22 protein-coding genes are annotated in these 20,614 nt (G+C 53.8%); 6 read left to right on the plus strand and 16 right to left on the minus strand.

Translation table 11 applies throughout. The annotated features are described in order from the left end of the window. Positions 1-10: 10 nt before the first annotated feature. The 5 genes from KIH26_RS03235 to KIH26_RS03255 form a co-directional block, all read right to left on the minus strand. On the minus strand, positions 11-1,528 hold the full coding sequence (locus tag KIH26_RS03235) for a DUF11 domain-containing protein (protein ID WP_213442386.1): 1,518 nt from the start codon (positions 1,526-1,528) through the stop codon (positions 11-13). 390 nt (positions 1,529-1,918) lie between these two features. Beyond that, positions 1,919-3,310 (minus strand): twin-arginine translocation pathway signal, encoded by a 1,392-nt coding sequence (locus KIH26_RS03240; RefSeq protein ID WP_213442388.1) that lies wholly within the window; start codon positions 3,308-3,310, stop codon positions 1,919-1,921. Positions 3,311-3,328: 18 nt separating this feature from the next. Continuing rightward, on the minus strand, positions 3,329-4,444 hold the full coding sequence (locus KIH26_RS03245; RefSeq protein WP_213442390.1) for an acyl-CoA dehydrogenase family protein: 1,116 nt from the start codon (positions 4,442-4,444) through the stop codon (positions 3,329-3,331). A 157-nt stretch (positions 4,445-4,601) separates the two neighbouring features. Continuing rightward, the gene (locus KIH26_RS03250) at positions 4,602-5,783 is read right to left on the minus strand and encodes an acyl-CoA dehydrogenase family protein (protein ID WP_213442392.1); all 1,182 of its coding nucleotides are present in this window, start codon (positions 5,781-5,783) and stop codon (positions 4,602-4,604) included. 79 nt (positions 5,784-5,862) lie between these two features. Beyond that, entirely contained in the window at positions 5,863-6,543 is a 681-nt protein-coding gene (locus KIH26_RS03255) for a YceH family protein (RefSeq protein WP_213442394.1), read from the minus strand. A gap of 24 nt (positions 6,544-6,567) precedes the next feature. On the opposite strand from KIH26_RS03255, the gene purN reads away from it, so the two are divergent. Next, positions 6,568-7,152, plus strand: a complete 585-nt coding sequence (gene purN, locus KIH26_RS03260; RefSeq protein ID WP_213442396.1) for a phosphoribosylglycinamide formyltransferase — start codon at positions 6,568-6,570, stop codon at positions 7,150-7,152. A 48-nt stretch (positions 7,153-7,200) separates the two neighbouring features. Here the strand turns inward: purN and KIH26_RS03265 are convergent, their stop codons facing one another. The 4 genes from KIH26_RS03265 to KIH26_RS03280 form a co-directional block, all read right to left on the minus strand. Beyond that, positions 7,201-7,527 (minus strand): hypothetical protein, encoded by a 327-nt coding sequence (locus KIH26_RS03265; RefSeq protein ID WP_213442398.1) that lies wholly within the window; start codon positions 7,525-7,527, stop codon positions 7,201-7,203. Then, entirely contained in the window at positions 7,524-7,760 is a 237-nt protein-coding gene (locus KIH26_RS03270; RefSeq protein ID WP_213442400.1) for a DUF1653 domain-containing protein, read from the minus strand. The genes KIH26_RS03265 and KIH26_RS03270 overlap by 4 nt, the downstream gene beginning before the upstream one ends. Before the next feature lie 9 nt (positions 7,761-7,769). Further along, positions 7,770-8,450, minus strand: a complete 681-nt coding sequence (locus tag KIH26_RS03275) for a hypothetical protein (protein WP_213442402.1) — start codon at positions 8,448-8,450, stop codon at positions 7,770-7,772. A gap of 84 nt (positions 8,451-8,534) precedes the next feature. After that, positions 8,535-9,437, minus strand: coding sequence for a LysR family transcriptional regulator (locus KIH26_RS03280; protein WP_213442404.1), 903 nt, complete (start codon positions 9,435-9,437; stop codon positions 8,535-8,537). Between the two features lie 348 nt (positions 9,438-9,785). On the opposite strand from KIH26_RS03280, the gene KIH26_RS03285 reads away from it, so the two are divergent. Together KIH26_RS03285 and KIH26_RS03290 are read left to right on the plus strand one after the other, a co-directional pair. Then, positions 9,786-10,103, plus strand: coding sequence for a DUF4148 domain-containing protein (locus KIH26_RS03285; protein ID WP_213442406.1), 318 nt, complete (start codon positions 9,786-9,788; stop codon positions 10,101-10,103). A gap of 77 nt (positions 10,104-10,180) precedes the next feature. Next, positions 10,181-11,452 (plus strand): RsmB/NOP family class I SAM-dependent RNA methyltransferase, encoded by a 1,272-nt coding sequence (locus tag KIH26_RS03290; protein WP_213442408.1) that lies wholly within the window; start codon positions 10,181-10,183, stop codon positions 11,450-11,452. A 196-nt stretch (positions 11,453-11,648) separates the two neighbouring features. On the opposite strand, the gene KIH26_RS03295 is transcribed toward KIH26_RS03290, so the two are convergent. The 7 genes from KIH26_RS03295 to KIH26_RS03325 form a co-directional block, all read right to left on the minus strand. After that, positions 11,649-12,533: an NAD(P)-dependent oxidoreductase gene (locus KIH26_RS03295; RefSeq protein ID WP_249660933.1), complete on the minus strand. Its 885-nt coding sequence runs from the start codon at positions 12,531-12,533 to the stop codon at positions 11,649-11,651. A gap of 7 nt (positions 12,534-12,540) precedes the next feature. Further along, positions 12,541-13,695, minus strand: a complete 1,155-nt coding sequence (gene rodA / locus KIH26_RS03300; protein WP_213442409.1) for a rod shape-determining protein RodA — start codon at positions 13,693-13,695, stop codon at positions 12,541-12,543. 24 nt (positions 13,696-13,719) lie between these two features. Next, the gene (locus KIH26_RS03305) at positions 13,720-14,631 is read right to left on the minus strand and encodes a carbohydrate kinase family protein (RefSeq protein WP_213442412.1); all 912 of its coding nucleotides are present in this window, start codon (positions 14,629-14,631) and stop codon (positions 13,720-13,722) included. A 23-nt stretch (positions 14,632-14,654) separates the two neighbouring features. Next, positions 14,655-15,893 (minus strand): zinc-ribbon and DUF3426 domain-containing protein, encoded by a 1,239-nt coding sequence (locus tag KIH26_RS03310; RefSeq protein WP_213442413.1) that lies wholly within the window; start codon positions 15,891-15,893, stop codon positions 14,655-14,657. Positions 15,894-15,967: 74 nt separating this feature from the next. Continuing rightward, positions 15,968-16,534: a c-type cytochrome gene (locus tag KIH26_RS03315; RefSeq protein WP_213442416.1), complete on the minus strand. Its 567-nt coding sequence runs from the start codon at positions 16,532-16,534 to the stop codon at positions 15,968-15,970. A gap of 90 nt (positions 16,535-16,624) precedes the next feature. Then, the gene (locus KIH26_RS03320) at positions 16,625-17,491 is read right to left on the minus strand and encodes a fumarylacetoacetate hydrolase family protein (RefSeq protein WP_213442418.1); all 867 of its coding nucleotides are present in this window, start codon (positions 17,489-17,491) and stop codon (positions 16,625-16,627) included. Further along, on the minus strand, positions 17,488-18,054 hold the full coding sequence (locus tag KIH26_RS03325; RefSeq protein ID WP_213442420.1) for a YceD family protein: 567 nt from the start codon (positions 18,052-18,054) through the stop codon (positions 17,488-17,490). The genes KIH26_RS03320 and KIH26_RS03325 overlap by 4 nt, the downstream gene beginning before the upstream one ends. A 29-nt stretch (positions 18,055-18,083) precedes the next feature. Between KIH26_RS03325 and KIH26_RS03330 the strand changes: the two genes are divergently transcribed. The 3 genes from KIH26_RS03330 to KIH26_RS03340 all read left to right on the plus strand — a co-directional run bounded on the left by KIH26_RS03330 (position 18,084) and on the right by KIH26_RS03340 (position 20,563). Next, positions 18,084-18,674 (plus strand): Maf family nucleotide pyrophosphatase, encoded by a 591-nt coding sequence (locus KIH26_RS03330; RefSeq protein ID WP_213442422.1) that lies wholly within the window; start codon positions 18,084-18,086, stop codon positions 18,672-18,674. Next, positions 18,671-19,438, plus strand: a complete 768-nt coding sequence (locus KIH26_RS03335) for an SAM-dependent methyltransferase (RefSeq protein WP_213442424.1) — start codon at positions 18,671-18,673, stop codon at positions 19,436-19,438. The genes KIH26_RS03330 and KIH26_RS03335 overlap by 4 nt, the downstream gene beginning before the upstream one ends. 156 nt (positions 19,439-19,594) lie before the next feature. Then, complete coding sequence (locus KIH26_RS03340) at positions 19,595-20,563, plus strand: complex I NDUFA9 subunit family protein (protein ID WP_213442426.1); 969 nt, start codon at positions 19,595-19,597, stop codon at positions 20,561-20,563. Positions 20,564-20,614: the final 51 nt, after the last annotated feature.

Consider the following 20,614-nt stretch of genomic DNA (forward strand, 5'->3'; position numbering starts at 1 on the left):
ACAGAGAGGGCTAGAGCCCAATGGCAGTCACGCGACATCGTACCTGAAAAGTAACACTGGTATTGGCTGGGAATGTGGGGATCGTGGTGGTACTAGGAGCCAGCAGGTTCGCCGGCGTGCCGGGGCAGGTTGCCGTACCAGTGGGCGTACAGCTCAGCACGGTGCAACTGGCCAAACCGGCAGAAGGTACATCCTGAATCACAGCATTGTTGGCACCACCCGGCCCAGAATTGGTGAAGGTAACCGTGTAAACCAATGTGCCCCCGGCTACTGTGGTCGTGATGCCATCGGTCTTAGTCACTGACAAATTAGCAGCAGGCTGCACGGTCGCCGTGACTGTTGAAATGGTTGCTGTTGGCGTCAAGACCGTCAGCAGACTGCTCACTGTGCCGTTTGCCACATTAGTCAGTGTTCCTGTAAACGTGGAAGACAGCACTGCAGTAATGGTGTAGCGTACCGTGCCATTGATGGACAATGAAGCTGTGGTGTTGACGTTGCCCGTACCACTGGTTGCACCGCATGCAGTCGTTACAGCAGTTGTAGTCAATCCTGCATTCAAAACACCGCATACCCAAGTCACTGTTTGGTATGCTGAAGGCAAGGTGTCAATCACGCTGACATTGCCTGCAACAGCGGGGCCCGCATTTCTCACGTCGACTGTATAGATTACGGTTTGAGTGCCTTGGATTAAGCTAGTCGGAGTTTGGCTCTTGGACACCGAAATGCCAAGTGGAAAACCGCGCGACAGATCGGCAAATCGGGCGAAGTCCGTGGTGGTGAGTGTGTTAGCAACAAAAGTTGTGGGGTTGATGGAATACACGGCCGTTTGATTAAAACCAACCGAGCCAAGAAACTGTCCAGAGGGCGTTTCTGACAAGCCGTTGAAAGCTTGGGTAGAGGTAATGTTGCTGTTAGCAATGAAGCTGGCTGCCGTTGTGAAAGTACCAGGCACCGCCAATTGTGCAGCTGTTAAACGATACATTTGGTAGGCGCCTGTTGCCGTAGTAGGCGCGGTTGACTGGGCAACAATAGACAAGTCGCCATTCGTCTGGCAAACAATATCACCCGAGCCATTACCCGGTACGTTGGACAAGGTGAGTGTGCGTCTCAAAGTTGCGTTAGCAGGGTTGATCTCATATATCTCTGCACCTGCGCCACCACCCGAACCGTTAGCCGCAATATAGAAACGGCCATCTGGGCAAAAAGTGGCGCGCAGGAAGGTATTGATTGCAGCTGGCGTACCCGCGCTACCCACTAAAACAGAGGCACCTGTGTTGGGGTTCCAAGTGACAATTCGAGGATTGGCTACGGCTCGCTCCACCAAATACACCAGGCCGTTGATAGGGCTAACGGCTAACGCAGCGGAATCGGTCACTGGTGCAAATGTATTCGCAACTGTGGGGGTCGATGCCAGACCTGTGGTCGGGTTGACAATGAATACACGATCAAAAACGACGCCGCCGTTGTTGTTGCCCACGCCATAGACAATTTGCGCAGATACGAAATTCACTTGAAACAGCGAAGCCAAGATGAAGAGTCGAATAAAAAGAGTACAAAAATCTTTGAGCATATTTGCCAAGAAATGAGTTAGGACGCTGCTTTCAGAACCAAAGTAGTTATTACTTACTAGTGTAGTCGAATAGTATTACAAACACATCCATTATTAATCATTAGCTTACAAATGCAGGATAACACGGTTCGGATCAGAAGAGGGCGCAGAGCCGTCGCGTTGCCTGAGTGTCATTTTTGTTACGAACGATCGCAGCAAAAATACCCCTTGTGACCGTTTTTTTTCGATGCTATTTCTAAGCTGGAATGGTTAGCAGCAGTCGGATTATATTGGTGTGATAAATCTCTGCCGGAATTGATGGGTCTGTGTTGATGACACAGACCCTGCTCTAGGTAGATTTCGAATTATTCAATCATGTAACTCTAACAAGCTGACCCGCTGCTGAGCAGCAGGCCATGTGCGGCCTACAAGCTTTTGGCCGTTGAATTCTGCGCTGATGCTGCGTTGTGCACCTGCTGGCAGCTTGATCTTGGAGGCGGCTAAACCAGCCCCTACGCCTTTGGCGATGCCAGGTGGGGGCGACACACCGTCGAAGCTCACAGTATCGCGGTCTGCATCGAAATAGCCGCGTGGGCGGGTGAAGTTGACGATGCTACCGGCGTCTTTGTCAGCGTCTGCAATACGCTCAGCTCGCAGGTGGAGCAGGCTGCTTGAGCGTGGGAAGGCACTGCGGTACATATGCAGTGTGGCGTATCCTGGGGCGGAGATGACGAATTCATAGTTTGCGCCTGGCTTGGCGGCGAAAGGCCCCCAGTGGCCATCTGCGCTTGTCGTTTTGCGATGCACAGCTTGGCCGGCTCTCTCGCCCGTGGCTGTGGTTTCGAAGATTTCTACTGTGGCGGCATTCACGGGCAGATTGTTGACAAAGCCGCCACTGGCTGGGTTGTTGCTATCTAGCCCCAAACCTGTCACGCGGCCATTGAGTGTGATGCTTTGCTCGGGCGTGAAGCCTGTGGTGGCAGGTGCTTTACCGGTGATGAAGCGATAAGTAGCATCAAAAGCACCCGTGCCATACGAAGTTTCGCGGTGATCTATCTTAGGAATCACAATGTTCGTAGCGCCTTTGAGCTCGGGGCCGGCCGATGTGACGAAGGTGCGCGTTCCACGCATACCGATCCACAGCCCATCGGGTTGTGCAAATTTATCGTTGTTGTCAGAGCGGATCGTCATCCATTTGACGGGGCCTGTGACTTCGTCGCCAGCAGCGTTTTTCGCAGCATTCAGACCTTTCAAAAAAGGCCCTGTGCCGGAGAATTCATTGCCTTCGCGGAAGCCGGGGATCGCCCAGACGCCATGATTGGGTGTGCCGCCTAAGATGGCGTGGCTGACTTTGGCTGCACCGTTGCCATTTTGAATGTAGTTACGCACTGCATTACCACCGCGTGAATTAGCCACCAGCACCACTTGTTTCGCGCCCGTGGCGGCGAGCACTTTATCCACCTCGGAGCTCAGGTAAGCCATGTGCTCGGCAGTGGACGTACGCCCCGGTTGCGGCTTACTGTCGTCATCTCGGGCCAGTGGATACGGCACTTCGATTGCATGCAAACGATCACGTGGCCAGCCATTGGATTCAAAGCGCCAGAGTGTTGTCATCCACAGCGCAGCTGTATCGCCATTGCCATGAACGAAGACGATGGGCGGGGTGTCTGCGCGCTGGCTGCCTAGATTGGCGCAGGCAGAAAGGGCCAGAGCTACGGCTACTGCCGCTCCTTGAAGTAGATAACGGCGTAGCAGTTTCATGGTTTATGTCTCTCAGTTTTAAGCGAATACACCAGCGGTATCTTGCATTCGGGCAGATACTTCGGCCAGATGGTGCATGGTATCGCCAAAGCTCATTTCTAGTTGGGTGAGTGTCTTGAAATAATGGCTGACGATGTATTCATCTGTCACGCCAATGCCGCCATGCAATTGCACAGCCTGCTGGCCGACAAAGCGCATGCTTTGGCCGAGCTGAAGCTTGGCTTGGCTGGCAGCGCGGCTGCGGTCTGGGGCAGGGCTACTGAGCTTCATGTTAACGAAATAGCTCATGGAACGAGCCAGTTCAAGCTGCATCTTCACATCGGCAATGCGGTGACGCAGGGCTTGGAAGGTGGAGAGCGTTTGGCCGAACTGCTTGCGGGTGTTCATGTAGTCGGCAGTTACGGCAATGGTTTTGTCCATCACACCCACGGCGTAGGCGCAGGTATTGGCGATACCGCAGTCTGTGGCCAGTTGTAGGGCAGCTGCGCCATCTGATGTGATGAGCTGAGCGGGGGCGTTGACCAGAGTTACATCGGCTGCGCGCGAACCGTCTTGGCAACCATAGCCGCGTGTGCTCACACCGCTGGCTGCACGCTCCACGAGGAACAAAGCGAGCTTGCCATCTAGCAAGGCGGGCACGATGAAGGCATCGGCATGATCGCCTGCCGATACTACGTTTTTAATAGCATTCAGCGCATACTCTGTGCCGGCTAGAGCAGCTTTTGCTTCACATTTATCAAGGGTGTAGCGTGCCTTGCGCTCTTGCGCAGCGAGCACAACAATTTTTTCGCCAGAAGCTATCAAGGGAAGCCAAGCTTGTTTGATGGCTTCAGGCGCATAGGCTTGAATCACCAGGCTGCAAAGCAAGCTTTGAGACAAAGGCTCAAGAGCGACCCCACGCCCTAGCTCTTCCATCACGATCATGCTCTCTACTGAGCCCATGCCCATGCCGCCATATTGATCGTTGATGCGCAGACCAGCCAAGCCCAGCTCAGCAAGTGAGGAGTAAGCTGCGCGATCAAAGCCGCCTTTGGCGACGATGCTTTTACGATGCTCGAAGCTGTAGACCTTGTCGATGTATCTGCGCACCGCATCGCGCAGTGATTCGTGGTCTTCGGTAAATTCAAAATCCATGATGTGCTTTCAAGAATAAGGAGATATGGGCAAACATGAGAAGAGAACGCAAAAGTCGCAGAAGGAACGCAGAAGGCACAAAATTTTGAATGGATTTTTTTGCGTCTTTTGCGTATGTTTTGCGCTTTTTGCGTTCACTTGGTCAGTGAGCAAAAACTCAACCCAAAACAACCTGAGAAACGATATTCCTTTGCACCTCGTTCGATCCACCATAGATCGTCGTTTTGCGCATGTTGAAGTAAGTCCCAGCCAGCGGCGCGCAGTGCACAGCCGAGCCGGGGTAGTCACCTTGCCAGCCGGCTTCCATGGCTTCGTCGATGAGCGGCACGGCGTAAGGTCCAGCGGCGAGCATCATCAGCTCAGAGTAGCGTTGCTGTATTTCGCTACCGCGGATTTTTAAGAGGCCGGCGATATCGAGAGATTGCTTGCCAGATTTCTCAGCTGAGAGCACACGCAGCACCATCATCTCTAGCGCCACCACATCAACTTCCAGCTTGGCGATTTCGTCGCGGAAGCGCATGTCGTCATAGATGCCTTCTTGTTTAGCGATGCGCTTTAAGCGCTCGAGCTCGCGCTTGGCGCGGTTCACATCGGCGATATTGGTACGCTCATGAGCCAGCAGGTATTTCGCATACGTCCAGCCTTTGTTTTCTTCACCTACCAAATTCTCAGCAGGCACTTTCACATTGTCGAACCAAACTTCATTGACTTCGCATTCACCATCGAGCAGCTTGATCGGGCGCACGGAGACGCCGGGTGATTTCATGTCGATGAGCAAGAAGGAAATGCCGGTTTGCGGCTTGCCATCACTGCTCGTGCGCACGAGGCAGAAAATCCAATCACCGTATTGGCCGAGTGTTGTCCAGGTTTTTTGACCGTTGACAATGTAGTGGTCGCCGTTTCTCTCGGCTTTGCATTTGAGCGAGGCAAGATCCGAGCCTGAGCCTGGCTCACTGTAGCCTTGGCTCCACCACACTTCGCCGCTACCAATACCGGGCAAATGGCGCTGTTGTTGCTCGGGCGAACCAAAAGCCATGATCACGGGCGCGACCATCACGGGGCCAAAGGGCACGATACGCGGCGCACCGGCCAGGGCGCATTCTTCTTCGAACAAATGCTTTTGCACCGCATTCCAACCGGGGCCGCCGAATTCCTTCGCCCAGCCGTAGCCCAGCCAGCCCTTTTTGCCAAGAATTTTCGCCCAGCTTTGTTGATCATCGCGCGTCAGGCGCAGGGCGTTATGAACTTTGTGGGAAATATCAGTTGGCAAGTTCGCGCGCACCCAAGCACGGATATCTTTGCGAAACTGCTCTTCTTCAGGGGTAAATGCCAAATCCATGGGTTGCTCCAATTCAACCCGTGTTGTAGCACGTTCGTAGGGAGTGCGCTGTCACCAATTAGGCAGCCAGCACCCGTGTTTACGCGGGCTCGGCAGGCATCTCGATGCCCAGTTGCTCGCAGACATGGCGCAGCGTACTTTGCAGTTGCGCATTCGAGGCTTTGAGCTGTGCAACCTCGTTTTCTAGCTTTGTGAGTCGACCCAGGCTGTCGTCCGTGGGAACGAAGGCGCTGGCAGATGCTGATAAAGCCGTGAGGTCTATCTCGCCGCAGAGCAAGTGAGCCCAGCGGTGCTCGCGCGAGCCAGGCATTTTTGGCAACTTCACCACGCTTTGCAAGCCGCCGTCCTCGCCGCGCTTTTGCAGTTCTTCCAGCATGCTTTCCACGGCGGCGCTGTCTGCGAATTTCGTCCAGCGATCCCCATTGGTGCGCAGCTCAGCTGGCGTTTGCGGGCCGCGCAGCATGAGCAAGCCCAAAATTGCGCCTTGATCGTCGCTCACACCTAGGGCGCGACACACGTTGTGCTCGTAACGCGGCACGCGGCTGGAGCTGGCTTCAAACACGAGGCTACGGGTTTTCAGAGCATCCAATGCAGCGCGTGCATCGTCTTCCATGACTTCCATGATCGGATCACGGCTGCTTTTTTGATTGCAGCCGAGAACCAGAGCGTTCAGCGAGAGAGGGTAGCTGTCGGGCACGGTGCGGGCTTTTTCCATCAGCGTGCCAAGCACGCGAGCTTCAATCGGTGTCAAAATTTTCATGGGCTCAAGGATAATCGGGAAAGAATGAAAAACATCGTGATCTTAATTTCTGGCGGTGGCTCCAACATGGCGGCTATTGTGAAAACCGCTCAGCGCGAAGCTTGGGAAACCTCTGTGGGTGCGCGAATCGCAGCAGTGATCAGCAACAAAACTGACGCGAAAGGTTTGCAATACGCCATATCGCAAGGTATTCCCACCCGTGTGTTGGATCACAAAGCCTTTGCCAGCCGTGAAGATTTTGAAGCGGCTTTAGCAGCTTGTATTGATGAATTCACCCCCAGCCTCGTGGTACTTGCTGGCTTTATGCGGATTCTCACGCCGAGTTTTGTGAATCATTTCGCCGGCCGCTTGATCAATATCCATCCATCTCTCTTGCCAGCTTTCCCGGGCTTGCATACACACGAGCGCGCGATCGCTGCGGGTTGTAAGTTTGCTGGGGCAACTGTGCATCAAGTCACGGCCGAGCTCGATCACGGCTCCATACTCGCTCAGGCCGTCGTACCCGTGCTCCCTACGGACACTGCAGACGCGCTAGCTACGCGCGTGCTCACACAAGAGCATGTGATCTATCCCAAAGCAGTGAAGACCTATTTGCTATCAATTAAATAGCACTTCGCGCAGATCCTACGCCGGCAAAAGCCCGATTTTCTATAAATTTTAGCTGGGCTGAACACCAGAAAACAAGGCAGCAGCTTTCTGCTTGATCTCCTGTAGCTCAGAGGCCGACACTGAATACTGCCCCGTAGTCTTGTTGACGTTCACGCTGAACTCGACATCCTTGCCGGCATTCGTGAGTTTGCCGCACGAAAAATCGTATTCTTCATTTTCCCAAGGCAGGCCATTCACGCCTTCGTCGTAATTTTGGTATTCCACACGGCTGATCTCACCACTGGCTAAATTCAGCAAAGCCGTGGAGTGGATCACCTCATCAAACAGCTCGTCGTCAATCTGAATCGGCACCAATAAATCACCTTTTTTACTCATGATATTTTCCTAAATCTCGGTTGCTGGACGCCATCAATGACCACATCCTCGTTAAACATTGCCGCAGGCCTCACCCACAGGCCATGCTCGCCGTAAAGCGCACGATAGAGTGTGAGCGGCTCCAAAGTTTCACTGTGGCGCACTGTGCCCACCACCTCGTATTCCATGCCCTTGTAGTGCCGATAGCGGCCAGGCGGTGTGGCAATCAAGGGTGGCAGGTCTGCATCAGTCATGCCTGTAGCTTACACAAAGTGCGTGACGATACAGCCCAGCAGCAAGAATAATAAAACAGCGCTGATGATTCGCAGTTGTGTTAGCTGTTGCTTCAGGTGTTTGCTTTCTTCACGAATATTTCGCGAGGTTTTCTTCAAACCCTTGTAGCGCAGAAGATGCTGCTTGAGCTCGGTGCGTTCGCCACGCACGGCTTCCAACAGTTGAAACAAGCTTTCCACCTGCTCATTCTGAGCAGCCGTGGAGATGGGTTTGCCAGCCTCAAAGCTGGGTTGGTAATCGGGGTATTGCTCGTGTGCAATTTCGACCAATGCTTGCAAGCTACCGGGCTTGGTGCTGCCATAAAAGAGCTCCTCTGATGGGATGCTGTGGCTGTAGCGCGATTCATCCAGCTCGCTGTCCATCGCCATGTAATCGGCGCTTTTACCTGACATGCGGCGTTGCCTGGCCAAAGCAGGATCAACCAGGCGCACCATATCCATCTGGATGAGCTCGCCGACTAAATTCAGAATATCGCCAAAGCCCTTGAGATTTTTGGAGTAAGTGTCCAAGTCTTGATAGCCATCAACGGCAAGCAGCAGCAGGCGCAGATGCTTGGGCATTTCGCGTGGGTCGCGCTTGATGAGCTGGTTCGCACGTTCGGTGCGAACAACAACATAGTGGCCGTAAAGCCCGAGCTCACTCAAATTCATGACGCCCCCGCAAAAACATTCCCTTTTTTGATGTGTCGTACAAAATCAACGCACACAGGGCATCATCTTAGCTGATGTAAGCATTCAGGACGTTTGTAAGCGGGCTTGCAGAAAATCAAGCAAAGCACGCAGTGCTGCACTGTTGTGACGGCGTTGGGTGTAAACAGCCATGAGCCAAATATCGCTGGGCAGATGATCGTCTAGCGCAGTTTCTAGCGTGCCTTGATCAATATCGTCTTCAATGATTTGAAGCGGCAGATAAGTAACACCTTGGCCGGCGAGAGCAAACAGGCGATGAGCGCGGCCATCCGTGGCGTCGAAATTACCGCGCACATTCACGGCATAGGTCTGGCCTGGCGAGCTCTCAAACAGCCATTGAGAATGACCGCTGCGATTGGAATTCTCTTGGGTGTAGATCAGGCATTGATGATTGGCCATATCGTGTGGCGTGTTGGGTTTGCCATGCATCTTCCAGTAGGCTGGGCTGGCCGCGAGGGCAAAGCTGATCGGGCGCAGCTTGCGCACGATCAGATCTGAATCTGTCAGCCGCCCAACGCGAATCGCCAGATCGACAGCTTCATCAACCAAATCCACCCGGCGGTTGGTGTATTCCATGCTCAGATGCACCTTGGGATGCAACTTGGCAAATTCAGCCAGCAGCGCAGTGAACTCCCCATCGCCCAGTGAGCTCACCACGCTCATGCGCAAGCGCCCGCTGGGTTGCGCAGCCATGCTCAGTAAATCCTCACGTGTACTGTTGACCATGTCTAGCAAAGGCTCGCTTCGCTCCAGCAGTAAAGCGCCTGCATCCGTGAGACTGACATTGCGTGTGGAGCGATGCAGCAGGCGCACGCCAAACACTTCTTCGAGCGCGGAGACGTACTTGCTGGCATTGGCTTTGGAGGTGCCTAAAACTTTGGCTGCATCGGAGAAACTGCCGCGGTGAGCGACTTCACGAAAGGTGCGGATCAGGGCAAGAGAGTCCATGGATAGATTTCTGAAATAAGTTCAATAAATTTCAAATTGAAACAATGGGAGCTATTTTTGGGTGGCGTATTGCTGCCAGAGCTAGTCAGCTACGCAGGGACGAGGCGATTGGTTCCATTTTATTGTTTCTAATTTGGAAACAAGGAGTCTAGCAAATACCCGATTGAAGTGAGAAACTCTTGCCCAAGATAACTCCCTAACAGGCACAACAGTTCAATGATGAACGCTTGAGTCTGTTGCCACCGGCAGCGCTGCTGAGTGGAGCGAGAAGCTATCCCAAGCATCACGCTTCACGCTTTACCCAACAGTGCTGTCATTGTTCAATCGTTTATTTGAAAGACATTTATTATGAAAACCTCTCGTATCGCCGCCTTGGCTTTGATCGCATCCGCAGCTGTTGGTTTCAATGCTTTTGCTGAAACCAGCGACAACTACCAACCAGAGAGCGCACAAAAGTTTGTTTCTACGCTCACACGCGCCCAAGTGCAAGCTGAGGCTGTGAAGGCCAATCGCGATAGCTTCCAGCGTGGATTCAATACTGAGCGCGGTGACTTTCTGATTGGCGCACCTGCCCAAACCCCAGAAGTGGGTTTGACTCGTGAAGCAGTGCGCGCAGAAGCCATCAAGGCACGCAGCTCTAAACTTTTGCAAGACAACGCAGCTTAATTGCTCAGCATCCATGATGCAGGCCCCAGCAGCGATGAGCTGCTGGGGCTTTTTGTTTGAGTGAGACAATACCGTGTATGCACCCACAACAACTCCTTGAAGGCTGCGCCGAGCTGGTCGCACTTGTCATGCGCTTTGACCATCCGGCCGATAGCATCATTTCTCGTTTTTTCAAAGAGCACCGCGGCCTCGGGCAGCGCGAACGCGCTACCTTGGCCGAGACGGCTTATCGTGTCTTACGCCATCGCAGCTTGTATGAGCTGATGGCGCGAAGCGCGCCCAAAGGCATGGGCAATGTGCACCGCAAGCTAGCCATGCTGGCTTTCGCAGCACCTCGCGACTATTTGATTGGCGGTATTCTTCCGTTGGAGCGCGCTTGGCTTGAAACCTGTGATGCACAAATGCAATCAGGCGAAGGTTTGCTGGATCTGCATAAACACAATCTGCCAGAGTGGTTAGCGGCATTACTGAAAGCTCAGATGGGCGATCAGTTTTGGCCTTTGGTCAAAACGCTGAATGAACCCGCACCTTTGGATCTTCGCGTTAATATTTTTAAAGGAAATCGTGATGCAGCCGGCAAAGAGATTGCGCAAGCTGCTATCAAAATAGAAGCAACACCGTTTTCTCCTTGGGGCTTGCGGATTCATGGTAAGCCCGCTTTGAACCAACTCGCTGTGTTCAAAGAAGGCCGCGTGGAAGTGCAAGACGAAGGCTCGCAGCTGCTGGCCTTGCTCACGGGGGCCAAGCGCGGCGAGATGGTGGCAGATTTTTGTGCAGGCGCGGGTGGTAAAACGCTGGCGTTGGGCGCGATGATGAAAAACACCGGGCGGCTCTATGCTTTCGATACCTCGCAAAAACGCTTGGATGGCATGAAGCCCCGCTTGGCGCGCAGTGGCCTGTCCAACATTCATCCTGTGGCTATCGCCCATGAGCGCGATGAGCGCATCAAGCGCTTGGCTGGCAAGATGGATCGTGTCTTGGTGGACGCGCCTTGCAGCGGTTTAGGGACTTTGCGGCGCAACCCTGATCTCAAATGGCGACAAAAAGAAACCGATGTGGCTGAGCTGGCTGTGCTGCAAGTGAAGATTTTGCAAAGCGCTTCGAGACTCGTGAAGAGCGGTGGCCGCTTGGTTTACGCCACCTGCAGTTTGCTGCAAGAAGAAAATGAAGCCATTGCGCAGGCTTTTGGTGCGGCGAATGCGGATTTTGTGCCGATGGAAGTGGGCGAAATCTTTGCTGTTCAGAAGATTGAGCAGGGCGAAACTTTGTGCAGCGGCAGCTACCTGCGCTTGTGGCCGCAATTGCATCAAACGGATGGATTCTTTGCTGCGGTGTGGCAGCGTAAATAGACCACCAGAAGAAATTGCCGGACGCAAAGGGCGCAAAAGTTGCGCAAAAGACGCAAAAAAGACAGAGAAAAATAAGAAAATAGAAGAGTGATTTTTCTCTACGCTTGAATATGTTTGATTTAAAAGCAGTCTTTTGTATTTTTTGCGTCTTTTGCGCAACTTTTGCGCCCTTTGCGTCCGGTATTCGGCTTTAGCCTCAGCCCTGCAAAAGCCTCAGCATCTGCGCATCATCCAAATCGCCCATGCCCCGTTCAAGAGCCTGAGCAAACAAGCCAGTAGCTGCTTCGCCCACAGGATTCACGCAGCCCGCATCTCGCGCTGTTTGCATGGCCAATTGTGTATCTTTGGCTAGTAGCGTTATGTGCGCACCGGGTGGATGCACATTCCCAGTCAATGCCCTGCGCATACGCTCGGAGCCGATCCAGCTTTGGCCGCTGGATTGCTCAATCACATCCAGTGTGCGCTTGGCGTCCAAGCCTAGCTTTTGTGCCATTGCTATTGCCTCTGCTGCGCTAGTGAGATTGATCGCTGCGAGCAGGTTATTGACAAGCTTGGTGCGCGCGCCATCGCCGATGCGTTGGCTCACATGGAATAGTTTGCTAGAGAGGTCGCGAAGCAAGGCCTGATGCTGTTTGAAAAGTGCATCTTCACAAGCCACCATGAGGCTCATACTGCCATCTTGAGCGCGCTTGGGGCCACCCGACATCGGTGCTTCGATCATGCGCACGCCATGTGAAGCAAGCAGATCTGCAAAGTGCTCCACATCTTGCGGCGAGATCGTCGGGCATAGCATGACCGTGTGCTTTTGCAGATCATCCGCGGGCGCTTTGAGCAAACCATCATGCCCAAGCAATACATCCTGTACTTGCGCACCATCAACCACACAAATGATAGTTACTATAGATTTAATAGCACTTTGCGCAGGAAGTATGTCGGCAATAGCCCCTTTTTGCTCTAAAAACTGTTCTTTGGTGATGTCTATATCACCTACGTGAACAGCGTAGCCGCGAGCGAGCAGATTCAGCGCCATGCCGCCACCCATATTGCCCGCGCCGATGATGGAGACAGTTTTTTCCATCATCAAGGCATCAGGTTTGCATGAGTCGTTTGGATTTCGCAATCGACATCAAAATCCCCAAGCCGAGCCCGAGTGTCACCATGGCCGTACCGCCATAGCTGATGAAAGGCAGGGGCACACCTACCACTGGCAAGATGCCGCTGACCATGCCCATGTTCACAAAAGAATAGGTGAAGAAAATGGTGGTGACAGCACCTGCAAGTAAGCGAGAAAACATAGTGGGCGCATCCATCGCTATCATCAGACCGCGCAAGATGAGGAAGGCAAAACCAGCAATGAGCAGTAGATTGCCAAAGAGCCCAAACTCCTCGGAGTAAGCCGCAAAGATGAAGTCTGTGGTGCGTTCAGGAATGAATTCCAAGTGTGTTTGCGTGCCCTGCATAAAGCCTTTACCAAAGACGCCACCCGAGCCAATCGCAATCATGCCTTGGATGATGTGAAAGCCTTTACCCAGTGGGTCGCGCGTGGGATCAAGCAAGGTGCATACGCGTTGGCGTTGATACTCATGCAGCACGCGCCAGCTCACGCCGTCTTCGCAGAGCGGATCGCCAAAGATCACAATCAGGATCAGGCCAATCGCCCCCAAAATCACAGGCGGCAGGATCAGCTTCCAAGGCAAGCCCGCAAAGAAAATGACTGCCAATCCGGCAAACAAAACAAGCAGCGCTGTTCCTAAATCCGGCTGCTTCATGATCAAACCCACGGGCACAGCCAGCAGCAGTGCGGCGACGCCAAAATCCAGTGGGCGAAGCTGCCCCTCACGTTTTTGAAACCACCAAGCCAGCATCAGGGGCAGGCCAATTTTGAGAATTTCGCTGGGCTGAATTGTGATGCCCACATTGACCCAGCGCGTCGCACCTTTCTTGGTGATGCCAAAGAGCGCTACTGCAATGAGAAGCGCTACACCCGCCACATAAATCGGCACCGCAAAACTCATGATGCGCTGTGGCGAAACCTGGGCCACGATGAACAAAATCGTGCCAGCGATCAGCATATTGCGGCCATGATCCACAAAGCGCGTGCCGTGGTCATAACCCGAGGAATACATGATCAACATGCCCGCCATGGCGAGCAGAAGCACAGCTAAAGAGAGCGGGCCATCAAAACCCTGAAACAGCGGCAACAGGCGCTGATACCAACGGGGTTGATCATAGACGGCGCGCATGTTTTACTACTGTATCAAGTGCGGTCACAGCCCCAGTGCTGCGCGATCAATCGTCCAGTTTTGGCCACCTTGCGAAGCGATTTTTGTGGCACCAATTTTGTTGCCCAGCTCGCAGCAGCGCTTCAAATCCCAGCCACGCTCCAAGCCGTAGAGCAAAGCAGCACGGAAAGCATCGCCGCAGCCAGTCGGATCCACAACGGCAGCAGCCTTCACGCCGGGCACATGCACTTTCTCGCCTTTCGTCCAGACTTCGCAGCCCTGATCAGCGAGTGTGACGACCAAGCCTTTGACTTTCATCGACACTTCGGCCATCGACCATCCTGTTTTTTCTGTGAGCATCGCGCCTTCGTAGTCATTCACGGTCACGTAGTCGGCCATTTCAATCAGTTCTTTGTGCTCAGCGCCATTAAATACAGGCAATTGCTGGCCAGGGTCGAAAACATAACCAATGCCGGCGGCTTTGAATTGGTGGGCATGATCCCACATCGCATCGCGGCCGTCGGGGGAGATGATGCCGATATTCACACCTTTCGTTTTTTCATTCGGTGCGATCAGATTCTTGTGAGCATTGGCCATCGCGCCAGGGTGAAAGCCGGTGATTTGGTTGTTGGTTTTATCGGTCATGATGGTGCACAGCGCGGTGTAGCTGCTGTTGTCCACCATCACAAGGCGGGTGTCGATACCCATTTTTTTGAAGCGATCCAAGTAATCGCTCGCATCTGGGCCCACAGCGCCCATAGGCAGCGGATCACCGCCCAACTGCTTCAAGCCATAAGCGATGTTGCCTGCGCAGCCACCATATTCTTTGCGCATACCAGGCACATAAAACGAAACATTGAGTTTATGGATTTGATCAGGCAGGATTTGCTCTGAAAAATCACCGACAAAGGTAAGGATGGTGTCGATAGCGATTGAGCCGCAGATGATGGCTGACATATTTTGATTTCTATAAGTAGGTGTTAGGGATAAAAAGCGAGGACGCGATAGCCTTGGATTTTGCTACCAGCGAGTTGAGCCGTCTCAATTTGTAGCGTCAAGCTGCCGGCCATGTCTTGGGCGGGAGCCAAAGCAGTAAGGCTAGATCCTAAATCAGCAGGTGAGAGCACGCGGCGCAGTATCGGTTGATCCTGAGCATCTTGCAAGCTCAACTCCACATGCGGCAGCGCCACGGGCAGCGTCCCCGTGTTTTTTAGTGTCACGGCCAAGCGATAGCTTTGCGTGATGGCCTCAAGCTGCGCATTATTTTTGTTGATGCGATTGAAGCTGGAGGCATCCACAGCAATCGATTCGATGCGTTTGAGATCTTGCACTTGGCAGCCTGCGTAGGCACAAAATTGATTCAGCCAGACCTTGGTTTGTGGCCATTGGGCGGCAATGCGATTTTTATCGTGAACCAAGATTTGTGCAGCCAAAGCAGCGAGCAGAATCAATCCAACGAAGCCAAGCCCCAAACGCACCCATGGCGAGCGCCAGCGCTGCTCGCGTTGGGCCTGCTTGACGAAGCCAGGCATGGGCATCTGGGGCGTGGTGCTGGGCGCGGCGAGATCGGGATCTGGCAGCAAAGATGAATCCATGCTCGATGGCGAATGGATCGTGGTGGGTTCAGAGCTGTGCTTTACGACGACCGCTTGCGCTGCACGCATGTCATATTCGGATGATGCCCATGTGCTCGTTGAGGGGCCTGCATCGCTTTCAATCTCGTCACTGCCGCGCAGCGCACCTGGGCGGAAAGATGACGAATCGAGACGGGCTGTGTCTTCGTCTGATTTGAGCATGCGAGGCGCAGACTCAAAATGGGCGCTGAGGTCCTCGGCTACCGGGGCAGACAGGGCAGCTGAAGAAGTGGGCAAATCTGTACTTTTTGTACCGGACTGCGTACGCGGTGACCCAAACGTACTGGAGGTTGTCCGGTAAGGCTCAAAGGCAGCGAGCAGGGCTTCTTTGTCTTTGGAGCTGAAGGTGCTGTCTCGAACAGAGTCTGAGCTGGAAGATTGGCTATCTGCAGCGTTTGCTGCGATAGGAGGGGCTACATCGGGTGCTGCAGTGGTGGGTGGGGGTGGTGATTCAACCAAATTAGATTGCGCATCAAACACCGTCGAGCACTGGCCACAGCGCACCCAACCATCCGAAATTTTGAGTTGGTCAGCCACCACCTTGAACAAGGTGCCACAAGAGGTGCAGCGTGTGACGAGACTCATGGGTTGCTATTGTAGTTGTGAGGCGAGCCGTAAAAAAACCGCCGAGAGGCGGTTTTTACATAGGCGCGAGAGGCTTACTTCGCTGCGGAGGCGGCAGGTGCTGCAGCCGTCGCCGCATCGGCAGGCTTGGCGCGCTCAGGCACGGGGAAATTGCCACCTGCTGCATTGGTCATGTACACCACAGCGCGGCCAATTTCGGCGTCTTCCCAATCGCCACCGCCTTGTGCACCCATCGTGCCTTTGCCTTTGAGGGCAGAGTTCAGCAATGCGTCGTAGCCGGTTTTGATGCGATCGCCCCAAGCGGCAGCATCACCAAACTTAGGCGCAGCAGCGACAGCGCCACCGTGGCAGGCTGCACATTGCGCTTTGTAGACTGCTTCGCCAAGCGCCAGGGGGCGGTTGGCATCACGAATTTCCACGGTGCCTACCTTCGCAATGCGCTGCTCGATAGATTTTGTCAATTCCGCTTGCGTGAGGCCACCCAATTCACCGCCGCTGCCAGCAGGCTTGGCGTAGGAGAGCACGAAATAAACCAGACCAATAATGATGAAAACTGGGGCGACGAAGGAGAAAAACACCGTCATCAGCAATTGCATTGGCGTTTTGATAGGGCCTTCTTGGTGGTCGTGATCTGCGCTCATGGGAATATGGGGGTGAAATTTGATACAGCCTTCGATTATACCGGGGCAGGCAGCGATTCAGGGGGTAAACCCTGCGACTTGGGCGGTGGTTTAGCTTTTTTGGTAAGCCACGACTTTTTGCGTCTGCACACCCAAACCGTCAATACCCAGGGTCATCACATCGCCTTTTTTGAGGAATCGGGGGGCGGGTTGGCCGTCTTTCTTCAAACCCATGCCTACGCCGGGTGGTGTTCCGGTGGTGATCACATCGCCGGGCAGGAGTGTCATGAATTGGCTCAGGTAGCTCACGATTTTTGCCACGCCGAAAATCATGGTCTTCGTGTTACCTTGTTGCATGGGTTGACCGTTGAGATCAAGCCACATACCTAGCTTTTGCGGGTTGGGGATTTCATCGGTGGTGACGAGCCAGGGGCCAATCGGGCCGAAAGTGTCGCAGCCTTTGCCTTTGTCCCACTGCGGGCCGCGCTCAAGCTGGTATTCGCGCTCGCTCACATCATTGACCAAGCAATAGCCGGCCACGTACGACAGAGCTTCTTTTTGCGAGACATACTGTGCCTTCGTACCGATCACGATGCCGAGTTCCACTTCCCAATCACTTTTCTTCGATCCCTTGGGCAACATCACATCATCGTCAGCACCTTGAATGCAGCTCGTTGCCTTCATGAAGACAATGGGCTCTTTGGGAATCGGCATACCGGCTTCTTGAGCATGGTCGCTGTAATTGAGGCCGATGGCGATGAATTTGCCAATGTTGGCTATCGGGCAGCCCATGCGCGGATCGCCGGTGACCAAGGATAGTTTGTTGGCTTTGAGTTTGGCGATTTTCTTCAGAGCTGCGGGAGAGAGCTGCGCCGCGCCGATATCGGGCACGATGGCTGAGAGGTCTCGCAACTGGCCAGTGCTGTCGATCAGGCCAGGTTTTTCTTTACCGGGGTTACCGTAGCGCACAAGTTTCATGGCTTGTCTTTCTTCAGTGTTTTCAATGCGCCCAAGGCCGCAAAGGCGTTGGGTTTTTGTTCTAAGGCTGCTTCAAATTCTTCGCTGCTCGATTGCAGCTTCACTGGCACTGGGCAGACCTCATGCGTTGGCACAAAAGGCAGTGCCATCACCAGCTCGTCTTCAATCAGCTCCAGCAGGTTGAATTGCTTGGAGGCCACGAGCAAATCTTCTTCTGTGTCATCGTCTTGCGCATTTGCTTCTTCCTCGTCTTTGACAAAGCGGAAACTCAAACGCACATCCACATCATGAGACATCCCTTGCAAGCAGCGTTGACACTGCATGGGCAATTGGGCTTGGAGTGAGAGATGCAGCCAGCTTTGTGCTACGCCCCCTGTGACGGCCACACTTTCGCCATGGGCCTGCCAATGAATGATTTTTGAAGCCAAATCACCCTCTTGCCGGTATAAATCCTGCGCAAGGCGCTTTAATTTTGATAGTGGCAACTGGCCTTGAAGCTGCGCGGCATTCTGCGCGAAGGCGCGCACATCGAGGTGATCGGGGCGAAATGTCGTTGAACTCATAACTGCTCTAAGTGTAAGAGAATCGGGATATGACAGATGTATCTCGCTCCCTTGTTCTCGGCTCCACCTCGCGCTACCGGCGCGAATTACTCTCTCGCCTGAATGTGCCCTTTGAAGTGGCCGCACCGGATGTCGATGAAACGCCTTCGGCTGGTGAAGCTCCTTCAGCGCTCGCGCAGCGTTTGGCTTTAGCGAAAGCCCAGGCAGTGGCCGCAAAATTTCCCAAGGCGGTTGTGATTGGCTCGGATCAAGTCGCCGATCTGAACGGCCAGCCACTGGGCAAACCGGGCTCACACGAGCGCGCCGTTGCACAACTGCGCCAAATGCGCGGCCAAACCGTGATCTTCCAAACCGCGCTGGCGGTGCTGTGCTTGGAAACTGGCTTCGTGCAACAAGATATTGCCGCTGTTCGCGTGGTGTTTCGGGATTTGAGCGATCAAGAAATAGAAAACTATCTGCGTACTGAGCAGCCGTATGACTGCGCAGGGAGCGCCAAAAGCGAAGGGCTGGGCATTGCTTTGATTGAGCGTATCGACAACGATGATCCAACAGCTTTGATCGGTTTACCACTGATTCGCACGGCGAGGATGATTCGTGCCGCTGGAGTCAAGCTGCTATGACGACTTTGATCCTTGTCCCAGCGCCACTTGATTTCGGCTGCGAAGCGCAGGCGCCGATCACGGATGTTTTGCCTCTGGCTACTTTGCAGATAGCCAGCAGCATCACCCATTGGATTGCAGAAAACGCCAAGAGTTGCCGTGCGGTGATCAAACGCATTGGTGAGCACATGCCGCTTGCTGCGCCGCTTCAGCAACACATCATCACTGAGCTACCGCGTGAAGTGCATAAGAAAGGCGATCATGCGGGCGCGTTTGATGCCAAACCCTTTCTGCAAGAAGCCATCAAGAAGGCTGTGGCCAGCGGTGTGCAAAGTATTGGCCTGATCAGCGAAGCCGGTATGCCAGCGGTAGCCGATCCCGGCAGTTCCATCGTTCGTGCTGCGCATGCACTGAGCCTGAGCGTGCAGCCCCTGGTTGGCCCCAGCTCCTTGCTTCTGGCGCTCGCAGCAAGCGGGCAAAATGGCCAAAATTTCGCCTTTGTCGGTTACCTTCCTATCGATGCCGCTGAGCGCATGCAGCGCATCCGCGCGCTGGAAGCTGTAGCGAAGAAAACCGGCCAAACCCAGCTCTTCATTGAAGTACCGCACCGCAACACCGCGCTTTGGCAAGCTCTTCTGGCAAGTTTGCAGCCCAGCACCTATTTGTCTTTCGCCAGTGGCCTGAGCTTACCGAATGCCCAAATCCGCAGCGCAACCGTCGCCGATTGGAAACACCGCGCCGCGCCAGACGCTGGACTGCCTTGTGTGATGGCTGTGGGCGTCTGAGCTTGCAAAAAAGTAGAACGCAAAAGGCGCAAAAGTAACGCAAAATTCGCAGAAAACACCAAGCTTACATAGGTTCTTTTTGCATTCTCTGCGTTACTTTTGCGCCTTTTGCGTTCTGCTCTCCAGCGTTGTACATCGATCATCAGTAGAGGAAATATGAAAATTATCATCCTAGGCGGCACGGGTTTCATTGGCCGCCATATCTGCGAAAAGCTGGTTCGCGCTGGCCATGAAGTCACTGTGCCGACGCGAAAAATTGAAAATGCACGCGAGATTCAGATGCTGCCTCGCTTGCAACCCCTGCGCTGCAATGTGCACGATCAGCAGCAGCTCACCCAAGCAGTTGCCGGTCATGATGTGCTGATCAATCTGGTGGCGATCTTGCACGGCAGCGAGCAGGAGTTTGAGCGAGTGCATGTCACGCTGCCGAAAACGATCGTGGCGGCCTGCAAAGCAAGTGGCGTTGGCCGCATAGTACAGATGAGCAGTTTGGGTGCTGCACTGGATGCACCCTCGCAGTATTTGCGCAGCAAAGGGCGAGGCGAGCAGATTTTCACGCAAAGTGGTTTGGATGTGAGCATCTTGCGCCCGAGCGTGGTGTTTGGTGAGGGCGATAAGCTGCTCAATGTGTTTGCAGCTTTGCAGCAAAACTTTCCCTTTGTGCCGTTGGCTGGCAGCGATGCACAGTTTCAGCCGGTATGGGTGGAAGATGTGGCGCAAGCGGCTGTGCAGCTGGTAGTTGGTAATAACTATAAAAATGATAGCATTCCGCGCAGTATCTATGCCGGCAATATGCCTAAAACCTTTGAAATTACAGGCAATCGAGTGATGAGCTTGCGCGAATTGTTTGAGCTGGCTGGCCAATGCGTTGGCGCATCGCGCGCTATTGTGCATTTGCCTGATGCCTTGGCGCGAGTGCAGGCTTGGGCGATGGAAAAAATGCCAGGCCCCACGCTCATGAGCCGAGACAATTTGAATTCCATGAAATCGCCCAATGTGGCCAGTGGTCAGTTGCCCGGCTTGCGCGATCTGGGCATTGAGCCCACAGGTATCGAAGCCATTGCGCCTCTGTATTTGCGACCCAAGAGCCGGCTTGATCAATACCGCAAGAGTGCATCGCGTTGATTCATCAATCTCTGCATTTCTTGGCATCAATCCAGATCAAGCGGCATGGCA

Source organism: Variovorax sp. PCZ-1 (assembly GCF_018413605.1).
Taxonomy (GTDB): Bacteria; Pseudomonadota; Gammaproteobacteria; order Burkholderiales; family Burkholderiaceae_C; genus JANMDU01.